19 protein-coding genes are annotated in these 16,900 nt (G+C 34.2%); 10 read left to right on the top strand and 9 right to left on the bottom strand.

The features are described from left to right. Nucleotides 1-156: 156 nt before the first annotated feature. A complete protein-coding gene (gene epsC, locus BXU11_RS12490) occupies nt 157-948 on the top strand; it encodes a serine O-acetyltransferase EpsC (RefSeq protein WP_078212759.1) in 792 nt (263 codons plus the stop codon). Further along, complete coding sequence (cysM, locus tag BXU11_RS12485) at nt 948-1,835, top strand: cysteine synthase CysM (RefSeq protein ID WP_078212758.1); 888 nt, start codon at nt 948-950, stop codon at nt 1,833-1,835. Before epsC ends, cysM begins: the two co-directional genes overlap by 1 nt. 75 nt (nt 1,836-1,910) lie before the next feature. Here cysM and BXU11_RS12480 read toward each other — a convergent pair whose 3' ends face one another. The 5 genes from BXU11_RS12480 to BXU11_RS12460 form a co-directional block, all read right to left on the bottom strand. Next, entirely contained in the window at nt 1,911-2,756 is an 846-nt protein-coding gene (locus tag BXU11_RS12480) for a DUF2911 domain-containing protein (protein WP_024982152.1), read from the bottom strand. Between the two features lie 63 nt (nt 2,757-2,819). Continuing rightward, nucleotides 2,820-3,479 (bottom strand): HAD family phosphatase, encoded by a 660-nt coding sequence (locus BXU11_RS12475; RefSeq protein WP_078212757.1) that lies wholly within the window; start codon nt 3,477-3,479, stop codon nt 2,820-2,822. A gap of 79 nt (nt 3,480-3,558) precedes the next feature. After that, nucleotides 3,559-4,272 carry a ThiF family adenylyltransferase gene (locus tag BXU11_RS12470; protein WP_024982154.1) on the bottom strand — a complete coding sequence of 238 codons (714 nt, stop codon included), beginning with the start codon at nt 4,270-4,272 and terminating at the stop codon, nt 3,559-3,561. A 381-nt stretch (nt 4,273-4,653) separates the two neighbouring features. Then, nucleotides 4,654-5,310, bottom strand: a complete 657-nt coding sequence (locus BXU11_RS12465) for a TatD family hydrolase (protein ID WP_078212756.1) — start codon at nt 5,308-5,310, stop codon at nt 4,654-4,656. Continuing rightward, a complete protein-coding gene (locus BXU11_RS12460; RefSeq protein ID WP_078212755.1) occupies nt 5,311-5,913 on the bottom strand; it encodes a DUF1684 domain-containing protein in 603 nt (200 codons plus the stop codon). A 93-nt stretch (nt 5,914-6,006) separates the two neighbouring features. Here BXU11_RS12460 and BXU11_RS12455 point away from each other — a divergent pair, with 93 nt between their 5' ends. The 5 genes from BXU11_RS12455 to dnaX all read left to right on the top strand — a co-directional run bounded on the left by BXU11_RS12455 (nt 6,007) and on the right by dnaX (nt 11,025). After that, nucleotides 6,007-7,224 carry an MFS transporter gene (locus BXU11_RS12455; protein ID WP_078212946.1) on the top strand — a complete coding sequence of 406 codons (1,218 nt, stop codon included), beginning with the start codon at nt 6,007-6,009 and terminating at the stop codon, nt 7,222-7,224. Nucleotides 7,225-7,358: 134 nt separating this feature from the next. Next, nucleotides 7,359-7,715 (top strand): BlaI/MecI/CopY family transcriptional regulator, encoded by a 357-nt coding sequence (locus tag BXU11_RS12450; protein WP_078212754.1) that lies wholly within the window; start codon nt 7,359-7,361, stop codon nt 7,713-7,715. A gap of 5 nt (nt 7,716-7,720) precedes the next feature. Then, entirely contained in the window at nt 7,721-9,541 is a 1,821-nt protein-coding gene (locus tag BXU11_RS12445; protein ID WP_078212753.1) for a M56 family metallopeptidase, read from the top strand. A 63-nt stretch (nt 9,542-9,604) separates the two neighbouring features. Then, on the top strand, nt 9,605-9,742 hold the full coding sequence (locus BXU11_RS12440; RefSeq protein ID WP_024982160.1) for a hypothetical protein: 138 nt from the start codon (nt 9,605-9,607) through the stop codon (nt 9,740-9,742). A gap of 197 nt (nt 9,743-9,939) precedes the next feature. After that, on the top strand, nt 9,940-11,025 hold the full coding sequence (gene dnaX, locus BXU11_RS12435; RefSeq protein WP_024982161.1) for a DNA polymerase III subunit gamma/tau: 1,086 nt from the start codon (nt 9,940-9,942) through the stop codon (nt 11,023-11,025). A 10-nt stretch (nt 11,026-11,035) separates the two neighbouring features. On the opposite strand, the gene BXU11_RS17700 is transcribed toward dnaX, so the two are convergent. Further along, nucleotides 11,036-11,257, bottom strand: a complete 222-nt coding sequence (locus BXU11_RS17700) for a hypothetical protein (protein ID WP_139363500.1) — start codon at nt 11,255-11,257, stop codon at nt 11,036-11,038. On the opposite strand from BXU11_RS17700, the gene BXU11_RS12430 reads away from it, so the two are divergent. Together BXU11_RS12430 and BXU11_RS12425 are read left to right on the top strand one after the other, a co-directional pair. Next, a complete protein-coding gene (locus BXU11_RS12430; protein ID WP_223253732.1) occupies nt 11,232-11,681 on the top strand; it encodes a DNA polymerase III subunit gamma/tau in 450 nt (149 codons plus the stop codon). The two genes, BXU11_RS17700 and BXU11_RS12430, sit on opposite strands and share 26 nt — an antisense overlap. Nucleotides 11,682-11,787: 106 nt before the next feature. Next, a complete protein-coding gene (locus tag BXU11_RS12425; RefSeq protein WP_223253731.1) occupies nt 11,788-12,354 on the top strand; it encodes an acetate uptake transporter in 567 nt (188 codons plus the stop codon). 74 nt (nt 12,355-12,428) lie between these two features. Here BXU11_RS12425 and BXU11_RS12420 read toward each other — a convergent pair whose 3' ends face one another. From BXU11_RS12420 to BXU11_RS12410, 3 genes are read right to left on the bottom strand one after another with little or no spacing between them, the layout of a single operon-like run. Next, nucleotides 12,429-13,319, bottom strand: a complete 891-nt coding sequence (locus tag BXU11_RS12420) for a Ppx/GppA phosphatase family protein (RefSeq protein WP_024982180.1) — start codon at nt 13,317-13,319, stop codon at nt 12,429-12,431. A gap of 36 nt (nt 13,320-13,355) precedes the next feature. Then, entirely contained in the window at nt 13,356-15,422 is a 2,067-nt protein-coding gene (gene ppk1, locus BXU11_RS12415) for a polyphosphate kinase 1 (RefSeq protein WP_078212751.1), read from the bottom strand. Nucleotides 15,423-15,429: 7 nt separating this feature from the next. After that, complete coding sequence (locus BXU11_RS12410) at nt 15,430-15,915, bottom strand: histidine phosphatase family protein (protein WP_078212750.1); 486 nt, start codon at nt 15,913-15,915, stop codon at nt 15,430-15,432. A gap of 418 nt (nt 15,916-16,333) precedes the next feature. Here BXU11_RS12410 and BXU11_RS12405 point away from each other — a divergent pair, with 418 nt between their 5' ends. Further along, nucleotides 16,334-16,873 (top strand): hypothetical protein, encoded by a 540-nt coding sequence (locus BXU11_RS12405; protein ID WP_139363499.1) that lies wholly within the window; start codon nt 16,334-16,336, stop codon nt 16,871-16,873. Nucleotides 16,874-16,900 lie beyond the last annotated feature (27 nt).

The raw sequence follows: 16,900 nt of genomic DNA, 5'->3' as shown, positions 1-16,900 counted from the left end.
TTCAAGGTAACTTACTAAAAAAGAAACAAATTTATAGTCCTACAAAATCTATCTAATAAATAGGAAAAATTATGATTTATTGCCACAAAAATTAGTTACATATCTAAAAAACATCTTATTTTTACGTTTTCGAATTCATCTTATAATCTTACTATTGTGTCAAGACATCAAATTATTCAAAATATTCATTCGCAAAAGAGTCATTTGTCTATTAATTATAGTATAAAAACCAAAACAGAAGCTTTTACTGAAAAACTGTTTTATACCCTTTTTGATTCAAATGCTCCTTTAGACCAAAGTATTGATGAATTGGAGGTTCAATTCAAAGAAATTGCAAAAATTGCTTGTAAAAAAGCAACCACCCATTGTGAAAGTGCTTGGGATAGTTTCCTTGAAAAATTGCCTTTCGTTTTAGAACAACTCAATCAAGATGCGGCTTACATTCTTATAAATGACCCCGCTTCGAATAGTATCGAAGAAGTATATTTAGCTTACCCAGGTTTTTACGCTATTGCCATTTATCGTTTAAGTCATGAATTGTATTTACTGGATTTATTGCTTTTTTCAAGGTTAATGAGTGAATACGCACACCGCATTACGGGTACAGACATTCATGCAGGAGCTACCATTGCTTCGCCATTTTTTATTGATCACGCCACTGGAATTGTAATTGGAGAAACCACTGTAATCGAAGAAAACGTCAAAATATACCAAGGAGTCACTTTGGGTGCGCTAAGTGTTAGTAAAGAAATGAAAAATGCTAAACGCCATCCAACCGTTGAAAAAAATGTCTGTATTTATGCCAATGCCACTATACTTGGAGGCGAAACTGTAATAGGACAAAATAGTATCGTAGGTGGAAATTCATGGGTAACAAAATCAATACCAGCCGATTCTACTGTATTAAACACAACAACAACTGAGGTTAAGATAAAAGAAAAACGATAATGAAACCACAAAAGTTAGTCGATCTTATTGGAAACACACCATTAGTAATAAGTCAAAATTTAGTACATAATCCCAACGTAAAATTGCTTCTAAAACTTGAAGGAAACAATCCTGGAGGAAGTGTAAAAGACCGTGCAGCCTACAATATGATTAAATCGGCAATTGAACGAGGCGATATCAAAAAAGGCGATAAATTAATCGAAGCAACCAGTGGAAACACAGGCATCGCATTGGCCATGATTGCACAATTATTCAACATCGAAATTGAATTGGTTTTACCTGAAGATTCTACCATAGAACGCACACAAACCATGAGAGCTTATGGAGCCACTGTAATCTTGACTCCTGCAAGTATTGGCATCATTGGTTCAAGAGATTATGCCGACAAAAAAGTCGCAGAAGGAGGTTACATAATGCTCAACCAATTTGCCAATAACGACAATTGGAAGGCACATTACAACACTACAGGTCCAGAAATTTGGGAAGACACCGAAGGAACCGTAACCCATTTTGTATCGGCGATGGGGACAACAGGAACTATTATTGGTACTTCAACCTATTTGAAAGAAAAGAATCCATCGATTCAAATTATTGGGGCACAACCTAGTGATGGCTCTCAAATTCCGGGTATTCGCAAATGGCCACAAGAATATTTACCTAAAATTTTTGATGCTTCAAAAGTGGATACCGTTATAGAAGTAACTGAAGCCGAAGCTAGAGCCATGACTCAACGTTTAGCTAAAGAAGAAGGCATTTTTGCTGGAATGAGTAGCGGTGGTTCAGTAGCAGCTGCAGTAAAAATTGCCGAAACCTTAGAGTCAGGAGTCATTGTCGCTATTATATGTGATCGTGGTGATCGTTATCTGTCTTCCGATTTGTTTGATTAAAAACAGATTCAGATTATAAAAAAATCCCGTTCGATTGGACACGAACGGGATTTCTATTTTAATAAATATTGCAGATTATTTTTTGCTCCACTCTGCTATACTGTCTTTATTCATTTTTACATAATCTTGGTTTTTAGCGGCTTCAGCAGCGGCAAGAGACAATTTTGCAGTTTCTATTGCTCCCGCTTTATCACCTTGTTTGGCTTGAATCAAAGATTTTAAACGTAAATACCAAAAAGGCTTTTCTTTGGTCATATCCAAAGCTTTGTCAATATAGGTTCTAGCTTTGGTTATATCACCTTCTGCTTGAAAAATGTATTGTGCCGAAGAAAAATAATCCCCTGCTGTTGGACCTGCTAAAACTTTTTCAATACTTGCGGTAGCTATTTTTTGAGTAGGCACTTCAAATTTCATTGATACTGAAGAATTTTCCCAAGCTAAATCCAAATGCCCTGAATTCAAATCCAAATGATTAATACCAATAGTAAATGATTCTACTGCTTTTGGTAAAGCTTCTTCTTTAACAGTAGTACGCAAGGCTACATTTTCTTCTTTGAATTCTTCTGGCAACCCCCAATTGTCAGTTGTACTATAAAAAATAACTTCCCAACTACCAATTTTTGGAACAGTATACAAAGCATATTTTCCTTTTTTCAAGGTTTTACCATCAATCACTACATCATCTGAAAATGAAATAGTAGTATTCGCGTTAGCTCCCGTTCTCCATAATTTTCCAAAAGGAACTAAGTTTCCAAAAACTGGTCTTCCTTTGGCCGCTGGTCTTGAATACACCACTTCTACATCCGTTAGTCCCACTGTTTGCATAATGGTCGCTTTTGGACTAGGAGCAGGCGTTTTTACTTGCGCCTCGATAGTGAAATTAGCAATAAAAATTGCTAAAGCAATAATGATTTTTTTCATGATACTTTTTTAAGTTAGTGCTTCAAATTTACAAATAAGATTCAATATTTTAACTCTTTAACATTAAAAACCCAATTTCGAAATCGTATTGGCATTTAATTCGGTAAAATTTTGAATAATAGTATCTGCGGTAGACAAGTCTTGATCTTTGGAATGAAAACTTTTGTACCCCACGCAAAAAATTCCAGCGGCATTAGCGGCTTTTACACCATTGGTACTATCTTCGATGACGATACAGCTTTGCTTAGGAGCAGTAGACAAATTGGCCGCGTGCTCAAAAATAGCAGGATGCGGTTTGGATTGCGGAAAATCTTCGCCACTTACAATATGCGAGAAGTATTGATGTAAATTAAATCTTGTGAACACTCTATCAATAGTCACTTTTGAAGCTGATGAAGCCACGATTAACTGCATTCCGTTTTGATGTAAATCTTTAATCAAATTTTCTACTCCAGCCAACAATTCCAAATCTTCTTTAGTATCAAAAGCATCATTAAAACGGTTGCGTTTTTGCTGAATTAAATCTTCTACTTCCAGTTGTAAATTGAACTGATTTTTCAAAAACTGAAAAGTATTTCGAGTTGAAAAACCAGTAAAAGAAGTATACATTTCCTCGGGAACGCTAACATTTAATTCATCGAATAATTGGTAATAGGCATAACGATGAACAGGTTCTGTATCTACAATTACCCCATCCATATCAAAAATTACAGTTTGTATCATATTTTTTTTAAGTTTCTAAGTTGCTTTGTTTGTATTGAATTGAACTAATCACTAGTTACTAGGTACTAGCCACTAAGAACTAATTCTTCAGTAAATATCGAATTACGGTTTCGGCGGCATGCAAACCAAAAAGACCTGGCATATAGCTATTGGTCCCGTAAAAAGATTTTTTAAAATTAGTACCATCTGTTAATTTTAAACTGGTTGGATCTTGAATTTCGGAAGAAAAAACCACTTTCAATTTGTATAAATTATGTGCTTTCAAACGTCTTTTGATCGTTCGAGCAAAACTGCAATTGATGGTTTTAGAAATATCAGCAACTTTAACCTTTGAAGCTTCCATTTTTCCTCCAGCACCCATGCTACTAATAATTTTTACTCTATATCTTTGGGCTCCTAGAATTAAATTGATTTTGGGAGTTACACTATCAATACAATCTAATACGTAATCATAGTCATTATTTACGATTTCGAAGGCGCGTTCTGGTGAAAGAAATTCTTGTACTCGGGTAAGGTTAAGTGCGGGATTGATGTCCATTAATCGGTCGCCAACGACGGTTACTTTGGGTTGCCCTACAGTGGAATGTAAAGCTGGTAATTGACGATTAATATTGGTAATATCGACCACATCTCCATCTACTATGGTCATCTTTCCTACGCCTGCTCTTGCCAAAAACTCGGCAGCAAATGAGCCTACTCCTCCTAGTCCTACGACTAGTATATTTGCATTTTGTAATTTTTGTAATCCTTCGGCTTTAAATAAAAGCTCCGCTCTTTCGGTCCACTCTGCCATATTCTTTGTTTAAAGTTATTCTTTGTTATTTGATTATTTTATAAACATTTGAGTCATTTTAGTTTTTGCTACTTATTATTTTAAGCACAATGAAAGTGCATAAGAGTAAAACTTGTTTGTTCTTAAAAGCGTAGTTATCAATTTCAACTTTTTTAAACTGATTAGTACAACTTTCAATGACTGATATGTTTCTGTTTTTATTTGAATCTATTTTCTTTTTTAAAATGTTTCCTAAAAATCCCCAATCTTCTCTTCTAGCCCCGGTAGGAGCGGCATCCTTTGCTTTTTTTCTTTAAAAAAGCAAAGATATAGCGGATAACGGGACTTTGCTGGCTAAAATGCCTATTTTTTCTGCTCCTAAAAACTCATTTCATTCTAAAATCAATCGAGTTGTAATCCAAAAACTCGCTTTATGTTTGCGTTGATTTGTTGCTGTATGGTTTCAACAGTCGTGTTTTTGTATTGGGAGGCCAAAGCGTAGACTTCTTCGATTCCGTTTTCGATGGTATCGGTTTCTAGAAAAAACTGATGGTCTGGCACTTTTTGAAAAACGCTTGCCAAGGCTGGATTTTGAACCAAATACTTCCCAAAAGACAGATAAAACCCGTTGTTGAGTAACGATTGCGCCACGATTTCGTTCTTTGAGAATCCGTGAATGAGCAACGGAACAGTGATTTTTAACTTTTTGCTACTAGCAATTACCTCCTGATACGCCGCCACACAATGAATCACCACGGGTTTGTTGTACTTTTGCGCCAAATGCAACTGTTGTTCAAAAACGGCTTGTTGTATCTCTAACGGAATAGCAATTCGTTTGTCTAAGCCGCACTCGCCCAAAGCCAAACAATTGGGGTCTTGGAGTTGTTTCTCGATGATTTCTAAATCGTTTGCTATCCGCTCCTCCACAATGTACCAAGGATGAATGCCTATGGAATAATAGGAAAAAGAGTTCTCGAACTCGTTTGGATACTGATTAACCAACTCGATTCGGTTGGGATTTTGGGTGGCTTTGTGCGTATGTAAATTGAAATACTTCATTTAGTCGTGAAACTTTTTTACTCCCGCATTTATGGCTACTGGTAAATCATTTTCAAGCGGTACTATGGGACAAGAATATTTGTGATTGTAAGCGCAATAAGGGTTGTAAGCCGTATTGAAATCTATAAAAATAGTATCGTTTGTTGGGATTTTCAAATCGATGTAGCGTCCGCCGATGTAACTTTCTTTGCCGCAAGTCAGGTCAGAAAAAGGCAAAAACAAATAGTCTACATATTCTTTCTTTTTGGAAAGTTCGATGTTTTGATAAATATTGAGCACTAAATCTTTCCCATCGATAGTGAAATGTGCTTCTCCGAATTTAATGTACAAAGGTTTTCTTGTCGTAGAGGTTTTCATTTCGAACACCTTCTCATTTGGCGTACGAACGAAACGGGCTTCAATTTGCAAGTTGGGATTGAAAGGAAAAAAATCCAAGCTTTTGAAAACGGCTAAATCCTCTTTGAGCAAAGGACTTTTTTCAGGAGAAGCATATTCTGCATTGAGTTCTTTTTGGAATTTTTCTACGGCTTCGCTACCTTTTTGAGCTTGTCCGAAAGTCCAATTTGAGCAAATAATCATCAATACAAGAAGTGCTTTTTTCATTTTCGAGTCGTTTTTGGCAAAAATAACTTAAAGTTAGCAGTCAGCAAAGTGCTTCCGATCAAAGTTAGTACCTTTGGCAAAACGAAAAAAAAGATGCTGACCACTGCCATTCAACGCTATTTTGACAATTACCGAGGCTTTTCGAGAGAAATTTGGATACTAACTTTAATGACTTTTATCAATCGAGCAGGAACGATGGTGTTGCCTTTTTTGTCCAAATACTTGAAAGAAGACCTTGGTTTTTCGTTTAGTCAAGTCGGTTGGATTATGGTATGTTTTGGTTTAGGCTCTATGCTCGGTTCTTGGCTAGGTGGAAAACTATCTGACAAGATTGGTTTTTACAAAATCATGATTTTCAGTTTATTTACTACTGGCGTTTTGTTTTTCTTCGTTCAATATGTGACTTCCTTTTGGGGATTGTGCTTCAGTATGTTCTTTATTATGTCGGTTGCTGATATGTTTCGACCCGCGATGTTTGTTTCGTTAGGAACTTATGCCAAACCAGAAAATAGAACTAGAGCCTTGACCTTAGTGCGATTGGCCGTAAACCTTGGTTTTGCGGCTGGGCCAGCGCTTGGCGGTTTAATCATTATGGGAATGGGTTATCAAGGATTGTTTTGGATAGACGGGGCTTCGTGTATAGTCTCTATTTTGATTTTTGCCCTTTTGGTAAAGGAAAAGAAAAGCACTATCGACAAAGAAAAACTGAAAGAAATCAATGCTACAAGAGTATCAGTGTTTAAAGACACCGTTTTTTGGATTTTCTTGTTTGTATGTTTCATTACAGCCGTTTTATTTTTTCAATTGTTTACTACTTTGCCTTTGTATCATAAAGAACAATTTGAATTGACTGAATTTCAAAGTGGTTTGCTATTGTCGTTGAACGGATTGATTATCTTTTTCCTAGAAATGCCTATCGTAAGCGCTTCTCAACGCAAAAACGTGAACAAACTCAAAATCATTCTTTGGGGCTGCGTTTGTATGTCATTTAGTTTCCTTGCGTTGTTGTTCAATTTTTGGGTGGGCTTTTTAGTGATTAGTTTATTGTTTATCACTTTTGGAGAAATGTTCATTTTTCCTTTTTCGAATTCTTTTGCTTTGAGCCGAGCTCCCAAAGGACACGAAGGGCGTTATATGGCGCTTTTTACGATGAGTTTTAGTTTGGCTCATATTGTTAGTTCCAAAACAGGAATGGATATTATCAGTCGATTTGGCTACCAAAACAATTGGCTTTTTATGGCTTTCTTGGGCGTATTATCGATTTTGGGTTGTATTTGGGTAATGCGATTGGTTCGCAAAGAAAACCAATAACTCCTTGTTTTACTGCATTTTGAGATAGCGAAATTTTAACTAACTTAAAATTTAGTTAAATAACTATATTTTTAGTTTATCAACTACAAAAATAGTTGTAGGTTTGTTTTGTCATTAAATCAAACGTAATCAAGATGCAAAAATTAACCAACAAGGAAGAAGAAATTATGCACATTTTATGGAAGCTAAAAAAAGCCTTTGTAAAAGAAATTCAAGCAGAAATCACAGAAGAACAACCCCACTACAACACCCTTTCTACGATTGTTAGAAATTTAGAAGAGAAAGGATATGTGTCGCACAACGCTTTTGGTAACACCCATCAATATTTTCCAGTAGTTCAGATTGATGACTATCGCAAGAAATTCATGTCGAATGCCATAGAAACATTTTTTGGCAGTTCCTATAAGAATATGGTATCGCAATTTGCGAAAGAAGAAAAAATATCTGCTGAAGAGTTACGAGAAATAGTAGCGATGATTGAACAAAAATAAGCGTTATGGAAACCCTCTATATCTACTTACTAAAAGCAAGCGGTTTGATTGCTTTATTTTATTTGGCTTACTATTTCTTGTTACGAAAAGAAACATTTTTTACAGCCAATCGCTTTTTCTTACTCGCTGGATTAGGAACAGCTGTGGTGCTTCCGTTATTCTACATAACCAAAATCGTTTGGGTAAACCCTACTCCACTTACTTTTCCTATTTCAGAACTGCCACTGCAGCAAGTTGCGCCTGAGAAAACCTTTGAAATAGATTGGTATTTGACCGCCATTGCCATTTATATAGTAGGCTCTGCTTTGTTTTTTATCAAATTCGGAATAGATTATTGGAGTTTGAATCGAGTATTGTATAAAACCAAAGCGCAACAACAAGCCGACTTTAAATTGATAGATGTTCAAGAAAAAATAGCGCCATTTTCGTATTTCAACACGATTGTTTTCAATTCTTCTTTGTATACTCCATCAGAATTACAAAGCATTTTAGAACACGAAAAAGTGCACAGCGAGCAACACCATACCATAGATGTTTTGATTATTCGCTTTTTTAGTATCGTATTTTGGTTCAATCCTTTTATCTGGCTGTACCAAAGAGCCATACTTCAAAACCTTGAATTCATTGCGGATAACGAAGCTACCAAACGACTAGACGACAAAAAGGCCTATCAAATGGCACTTTTAAAAATAACAACACACGAAAATTGTGTTGCCCTTACCAATCATTTTTATCAATCATTAATCAAAAAACGAATCGTTATGTTAAACAAAAATCAATCAAAAAAATGGAATTCCTGGAAGTATGCGCTGATACTTCCAGCCTTAATCGCCTTTGTGTTTATCTTCCAAATTAAGGTTTTAGCACAGGAGAAAACAGTAACACACACTACAACATCCAAAACAACAACAGAGGACATCATTTTAGTCATAGACAAAAATACTTCTGATGCCAAATTAAAACAAGAAGCACAATTACTAAAAGACCAACACGGTATTAACCTAAAAATTTCGAAAGTTAAGCGTAATGCTAATCAAGAAATTACAGGAATCAAAGTCCAATTTGATGACAAAAACGGTAACAAAGGAACCAATCAGGTGGACAGCGACCGTCCGATTTCACCTATCACTTTCATAAAAAATACCGATAGCAACGGAAAATCAAGTATCGGATTTTATACTGGAAAAGCCAATCCGAAAGGAAAAATCAATAAAAGAATAGTACTAAATTCTTCTGATGATGAAGAATCTAACTTTTCTTTTTCTTTTAGTGATGACGAAGAGGATTTAACTCCACCAGATGTACCAAGTGTTCCTGATGTAGAAGGTGCTCTAGACGCACCAGATACACCAGATGCGCCAAACCAACCCAAAGTTCAAATCCAAAAAAGGGTAATCGTAACCAGAAGTAATAATGGTGAAAAACCAATAGTGTACATCAATGGTAAAAAAGTGGATGTCAATATGGAAGAATTAAATTCCAAATTAGACCCCAAATCAATCGAAAGAATGGATGTTTATAAAGGAGACATATCTATTGAAAAATATGGAGACGATGGTAAAAACGGCGTAATCGCAATTACAACTAAAGATGGAAGAACTGAAGTAAATGTGAACAAAATAATCAAAAGAGCTCAAGCTGATGTAGAACGCTCTCTCAACGACAGAGAAAATATGCAAGCCGATATGGAACGTGCTAGAAAGGAAATAGAGCTATCAAGAATTGAAATGCAAAAAGCAAAAGCCGAAATAGAAAAAGCGAAACAAGAAATTCTAAAAGCCAAAAAAGAAATAGAAAAGGCAAAAGCTGAAAACAATAAAATATAAATTCAAAAGACGGTCATTCTACAACGACCGTCTTTTTTTTTTTATCTTTGAAAAAAATAATCTATGTATAAAGTACTCGCTAAAATCAACAAAATCATTTTACCCAGTTTCACAAAGCAAGGCTTAGACCTCTCAAAAGCCAAAAAATGGCAAATGGCCATTATTGGGTATCGCTACTATGTAACTAAAAAAGCATTGTAAATACGATTTTGATACGAACTGAAAGCATTGAAAAAATACCGCAAAGTCCAAAAAAGAAGATTCTTTTGTGCATCTTTTAAAAACACAATCTTTCAATAATTTAGCAAGTCGAGTCAAAAAGTTTTATAGAATTCAATACTACACCGCTACAAACATTAATATAAAAAGCTATATTTGCTTTTGAATTTTAGTAAAAAATGGAACAATTTATAGTATCAGCCCGTAAGTATCGCCCACAAACCTTTAAGGATGTTGTTGGTCAAAAAGCGATTACCAATACGTTGCTCAATGCTATCGAAAACAACCATTTGGCCTCTGCCCTATTGTTTACAGGTCCGCGTGGCGTGGGTAAAACCACTTGCGCCCGAATTTTAGCCCGTAAAATAAATCAGCCTGGCTACGACGATCCCGAAGAAGATTTTGCCTTTAACGTATTTGAATTGGATGCGGCTTCTAACAACTCAGTAGATGACATTCGGAACCTAATTGATCAGGTTCGAATTCCCCCTCAAACCGGGCAATATAAGGTCTATATTATCGATGAGGTGCATATGTTGTCTTCTGCCGCTTTCAATGCTTTTTTGAAAACATTAGAAGAGCCACCAAAACACGCCATTTTTATTTTGGCTACTACCGAAAAACACAAAATCATTCCAACGATTTTATCTCGTTGTCAGATTTTTGATTTCAAAAGAATTACGGTAAAAGACGCTAAAGAACATTTGGCCGATGTTGCTGAAAACCAAGGAATACAATTTGAAGATGACGCTTTGCATATTATTGCTCAAAAAGCAGATGGTGCTATGCGAGATGCTTTGTCTATTTTTGACCGTGTAGTTTCGTTTTGCGGTAGCAATTTGACTCGACAAGCTGTAACTGAAAACCTAAATGTTTTAGATTACGAAACCTATATCAACATCACCGATTTGATCTTGGAAAACAAAATTCCTGATTTGTTATTGGCTTTTAATACCATCTTGTCAAAAGGTTTTGATGCACATCATTTTGTATCTGGTTTAGCTTCTCACTTTAGAGATTTATTGGTTGCCAAAACACCTTCTACCTTAGTTTTGATGGAGATGGGCGAACAAGCACAGCAAATGTATGGAGTACAAGCTCAAAAATGCAGTCCTGATTTTTTATTAAAAGGTATCGAAATTGCCAATGATTGTGATCTGAAATACAAAGTGAGTCAAAATCAACGCTTGTTAGTAGAACTTTGTTTGATGCAATTGGCCTCTATCACTTTTGATGGAGAAAAAAAAAAGTTGACGCTTTCATAATTCCCCCTACTTATTTCCGAAAACAAGAGTATTCCATAACTGTTAATACAAAGTCAGAAGCAGTAAGTAGTACAACTGTTACTCCCGAACCAACAAGTCCTAGTGTTGCAATTCCTTCTATTTCTTCCCCTGCAATTGCAGAAGTTGTTCCAGATGTAGTAAAACCTGCTCTAGATTTTAAACCTGACGAAACGAAATTTTCTGCCTTGTCATTATCAAGTATTCGTGCCAAAAAAGCCCTTGAAGAAAGCAGTAAATCGATTGTCAAAGAAGTAGTTCATTCGCCTACAGAAGTATTTACAGAAACGCAAATGCTGTTGCAATGGACGAAATATGCTCAAAAATTAGGAAACAAAGGCTACAAAATCATGGAATCATTATTGCTAATTAATGATCCTAAATTAGACGGAACAAAAATCACTATTGAATTACCCAATGAAGGTTCAAAATTAGATTTTGAAAGCGAGAAACATGGACTTTTAGGCCATTTAAAAGGACATCTTCACAATCATGAAATTACGATTGATGTTATTGTAAATGAATCCATCGAGGTCAAAAGAAATTTAAATGACCAAGATCGCTACAACCGATTAAAAGAAATCAATCCTGCTATTGATTTATTACGAGCTACTTTTGGACTTCATGTCGATGCTTAAAAAAATGTTAAAGTAGTGGTTTATTTTAACATTTATTTCCCATTTCATAAACCTTAAAGCCCTTTTTAAAGCATAATTTTGCACATTCAAAATAAAAACAAAATTATTGCATAAAATGGAAAAAAAACAAGCAAATGTAGCACCTCTAGGACTCTTAGGTTTTGGAATGACAACTATTTTATTAAACATTCATAATATGGGATTTTTCCCAGTAAGTAGTGTAATTATATCTATGGGGCTTTTTTATGGAGGAATGGCACAAATCATAGCAGGTATATTTTCACTTCACCAAGGAAAGACTTTTGCAGGTACTGCTTTTACTTCTTATGGATTTTTCTGGATTTCATTAGTTGGCATTTGGTTATTCCCCAATACAGGTTTTGAATTGGCCGGAACAACACCAGCACCTTTTTTTGGCTGTTACCTTGTATTATGGGGATTATTTACGGCATTCATGTGGTGGGGAACTTGGGGAGGTAGCAAAGTACAGCAATTTGTATTTTTGTCGTTAACCATTTTATTTTTTGTATTAGCGCTTTCTAAATTTTTAAACAGCGAAGCCATTAACGAAATTGCAGGTGTAATTGGTGTAATTTGTGGTGGAAGTGCTTTCTATTTGGCTATGGCTGAATTATTAGAAGAGGTGAAAAGCAGCAAAGTATTACCTTACTAAATCCTAAAAAAGATCATTTAAAAAAGGGTGGTTCAAATTGATGAACCACCCTTTTTATATCTACTTAATTTTTACTAAATTTTACCGTAATACATAGCTTTTACTATTCCGTCTGATAATCCAATTTTAGGAACAAAGATTTGTCTAGCTCGGCTCCATTTCATGGCGTTTAAATAAATTCGTGTTGCTGGCACAATTACGTCAGCACGGTCAGAGTTTAAGCCCAACTGCGAAATTCGCTGTTCATAAGTTAATGAATTCAAATAGCTATACTGTGAATTAATATAAATAAAGGACAAAGGTTTCTCTTGTGATTTACCTGACATCTTAAATAATTTATTAATATTTCCACCTGATCCAATAAGGGTAACTTCTTCATAATCTGCCGTGTTGGTTTTGATCCATTTTTCAATTTCGTCCCATACCACATCATGTACCATGTTATTGAGTAAACGAACTGTCCCTGCTTTAAAGGAACGTGACGTGATCATTTTTCCATTTGAAAATAGGGTAAATTCAGTACTTCCACCACCTACATCCACAAACAAATAAGTTTCGTCAGTTTTTAATAAATGATGTAAATCTGTTGAAGCAATGATAGCGGCTTCTTTTTTACCATCAATGATTTCGATTTTAATATCTGCCTTTTTCTTAATTATGGCCACAACTTCTTTTGCATTATAGGCTTCTCGCATTGCTGATGTTGCAAATGCTTTGTAACTCTCCACTTTGTGTACCTTCATCAAAAGATTAAATGCTTTCATGGCATCGCACATTCTTTCAATATTTTCTGGAGAAATTTCACCAACAGTAAAAGCATCTTGCCCCAAACGAATAGGAACACGCACCAAGGAACTCTTACTAAATTGAGTCTCCTTTCCGTCTTCCTCTACAATATTTGCAATCAGTAATCTCATGGCATTTGATCCAATATCGATTGCGGCATATTTTTTAATTTTAATCATACTTCCTTCTATCATTTATTTTTTAACTTCTTTATTCTATAACTCTTCTGTAACTACTTCTAATTTGTTTTGATAATACTTGTATGTTTCTGTTTGAGCTCTAAATAGAGGTTTATCTCCTGATTTGCGATACAAATTGTCTAAATTTTCAGAATGAAATCTAGCTTTAACATTCCCTTTCCAACCTAAATCAAAATGATCCATCAATTCGTCTTTAATATCTTGATCATAAATTGGACAAGTTACTTCTACTCTAGCATCTAAATTTCTGGTCATAAAATCGGCAGAAGAAATAAAGACATCTGGAATTCCGGCATTACCAAAAATGTATACTCTTGAATGTTCTAAATAGTTATCTACTATACTGATAGCCTCAATATTTTCACTCAACCCTTTAACACCTGGTATTAAGGAACAAATCCCTCTGATTTGTAATTGAACTTTAACTCCTGCCTTACTCGCTTGATACAATTTATCAATCATTTCAAAATCTGAAAGACTATTCATTTTCAATCGAATGTAAGTTTTTCTACCTGCCAAAGCATGAGAAATTTCTCTATCAATCAACTTTGTAAATTTACTTCGAGTATAATGAGGCGATACAATTAAATGTTTGTAGCGATGAACTCGATAGTTGACATCAAAGAAATCAAAAATTCTATTAATGTCTTTTAAAATTTGTTGATGACTTGTAAAAAGGGTTACATCTGTATATATTTTTGCGGTTGATTCGTTGAAATTTCCCGTAGAAACAAATCCATAACGCTTAATTTTATCATTTTCCTGACGCTCAATAACACATATTTTACTGTGTACTTTCAGTCCCTTTATACCAAAAATTAATTCGATACCTTCCGTTTTCATTTGCTCTGCGTATGAAATATTGGAAGCTTCATCAAATCGAGCTTGCAATTCTATTTGAACCGTAACTTTTTTTCCATTCTTTGCAGCATTTATTAATGAACTAATTATTTGAGAGTTTTTGGCCAAACGGTATAAGGTTATTTTAATAGAAAGTACATTAGGATCTAATGCGGCTTCTCTTAAGAACTTGGTCAAATAAGAAAACGATTGATAAGGTGCATTTAATAAAAAATCTTTTTTACTGATTTTATCTAGCATACTTCCTTCAAGACTCAAGCCAGGTATGGGAAGTGCTACATTTGATTGGTACAACAAATCGTATCTTCCCAGATTTGGAAAACTCATATAATCACGTCTATTATGGTAACGCCCTCCTGGAATGATACTATCTGTAGAAACGATATGCATTTTATCTAGAAAAAAACGAAGGGTATCTTCCTCAATTTCTTGATCATAAATAAATCGAACCGGTTCTCCTATTCGTCTATCTTTTACACTCAACGCAATTTTTTCAATCATACTTTTACTCAAATCACTATCAATATCCAAAGAGGCATCTCTAGTGATTTTTATCATGTGAGCCGATAGTTTTTTATAATCGAAAATATTAAAAATACTGCCTAAATTTTGACGGATGACATCATCCAAAAGAATTACATACTGTTTACCATTTTTTGAAGGCAATACTACAAAACGATTAATGGTTTTTGGTATTTCGACCACCGCATAACGTACTTCCTCTTCTTTATTTAAAACCAACTTAATAGCCAAGTAACCAAAAGTATCTTTTAGTAAAGGGAATTCAGCCAAATCGTTCAATATAATAGTCACCAATTCAGGACTAACTCTTTGAATAAAGAAATCTTTAAGATAATTTTCTTGTTCCTTATCTAAATCATTTTCAGTAATAATATAAATATTCTCTTGCTGTAATTGACTCTCAATATCTCTCAAGATATTCAAACTTTCCTCTTGGTGTTCTATTACAATTTCGGTAATTTCTTTTACTAATTGTTGAGCAGAAACTCCACCTAAATATTTTTCACCTGAGATACCAGAAAGACTCAATCGTCGAATGGCAGCAAATCGAACTCTAAAAAACTCATCCAAATTATTTGAAAAAATACCTAAAAAGCGCAACCTGTCCAATAAAGGCACTGAATGGTCTGCTGCTTCTTGTAATACTCTGGCATTAAAAGCTAACCAACTCTTCTCTCTATCAATATATTTATGTGTCAAAACTTTACTATTTTAAATTTTTAGGAACAATAATTTTCAACGTTTTTCCTTTCTCGATTGAGCTCCAATCATTTACATCAAATTGCATAGAAACAAAACCGGAAGTAGGAACATTTTCAATAAAAACATCCCCAAATCTATTAACAAAATTTGTAATTGCACCATTATGACCAAAAAGAATTACATTATCAAAATGATTTTCACATGATTTAATAACACTAGTTAATTGGTGCTCATCAAAGGTGTACAAATCCTCCTTGAAAATAATACTTTCAATGGGATAAGACAAATTTTGTGCAAAAATTAAAGCTGTTTGAGAAGCTCTTTCTGCGACACTACTCCAAAACAAATAGGTTTTTGGCAAATATTTCGATACATAACTCGATACTTTATGTGCCGTTTGTAAACCATTCTTAGACAAAGGTCTGTCTATATCTTTCAAAGGGGTTTCCCAACTTGATTTTGCGTGTCGAATCAGAATTAAGTTTTTCATACTTATAAAAAATTATATAGTTATAAATCTATGTTGTAGTTGTGATTTACCCTCAAAAAAGAAAGTAATAGACGTTTAAAAGAGCACTTAAATTACATTAATTTTTCAAGGCAACAACGAAATCGAAACTTAATTAACAATTGTTTATCATTTTTATATACCTAAATCCTAAATAAAATAAAACATTGAAAAATTTAACAAAAATAAATTTAGATTGACCATTCCCTATTTTAGATATATAACAGAAATTAATTACAAATCCAAAAAAAATGGAAAGATATTCACAAAAAAACATTTAAAAAAACTCCTTTTAACGATTTTTCAGGTTGTTTACGGAAAAAAAAACAATATATTTTTCATTGTATCTAATTTTGAAGTAGTTAATCAAAACATAAATTATTACTTAAAATCATTTACAATGAAAGCTACCTCTACTCAAAAAAAAATAAACTTACCTATAGACCAAAAAAAATCTTCCTTAAGATACTACACAAAAAGCATATTGGCAGTATTGGTTTTTATGATAGGTAGTAGTTTGATCCATGCACAAAATTCTTGTAAGTCTAAACTTCAAGTTGAAAAAAACAGAAACTCAAGAAGTATTTCATCAGAAGGTACTCAATACAGACTTCTAATTTCAAATGAAACCTCCAACCAAGCGTCATTCAATTTAAAAGCAATTGATATTAATAAAAACTGCACAAATAATGATGGTAGTTCTACATCAAACAATGTTAATCTCAATTTCTTTTTTACAGATGTTGATTCAAATCCAATTTCAGATATAGTTTTGAATTCAGGCGAAACAAAATCTTTTTTAGTAAAGCTTACAATACCTACTGGAACACCATACAACAGATGGAATTGCACCGAAATTGCCGCTACATCAAATGATTGTAGCAATTATTCTATCACTACAATTTTACATACTCTAGTGAGTGATCCAAATCAAGAGTAAAATCATTAAATCATTTCATACCCAAAT

Origin of the sequence: Flavobacterium sp. LM5 (assembly GCF_002017945.1) — a bacterium.
In the GTDB taxonomy this organism is placed as follows: domain Bacteria; phylum Bacteroidota; class Bacteroidia; order Flavobacteriales; family Flavobacteriaceae; genus Flavobacterium; species Flavobacterium succinicans.
The sequence above is the reverse complement of the archived record's forward strand: the minus strand, read 5'-3'. Positions and strand labels throughout refer to the sequence as shown.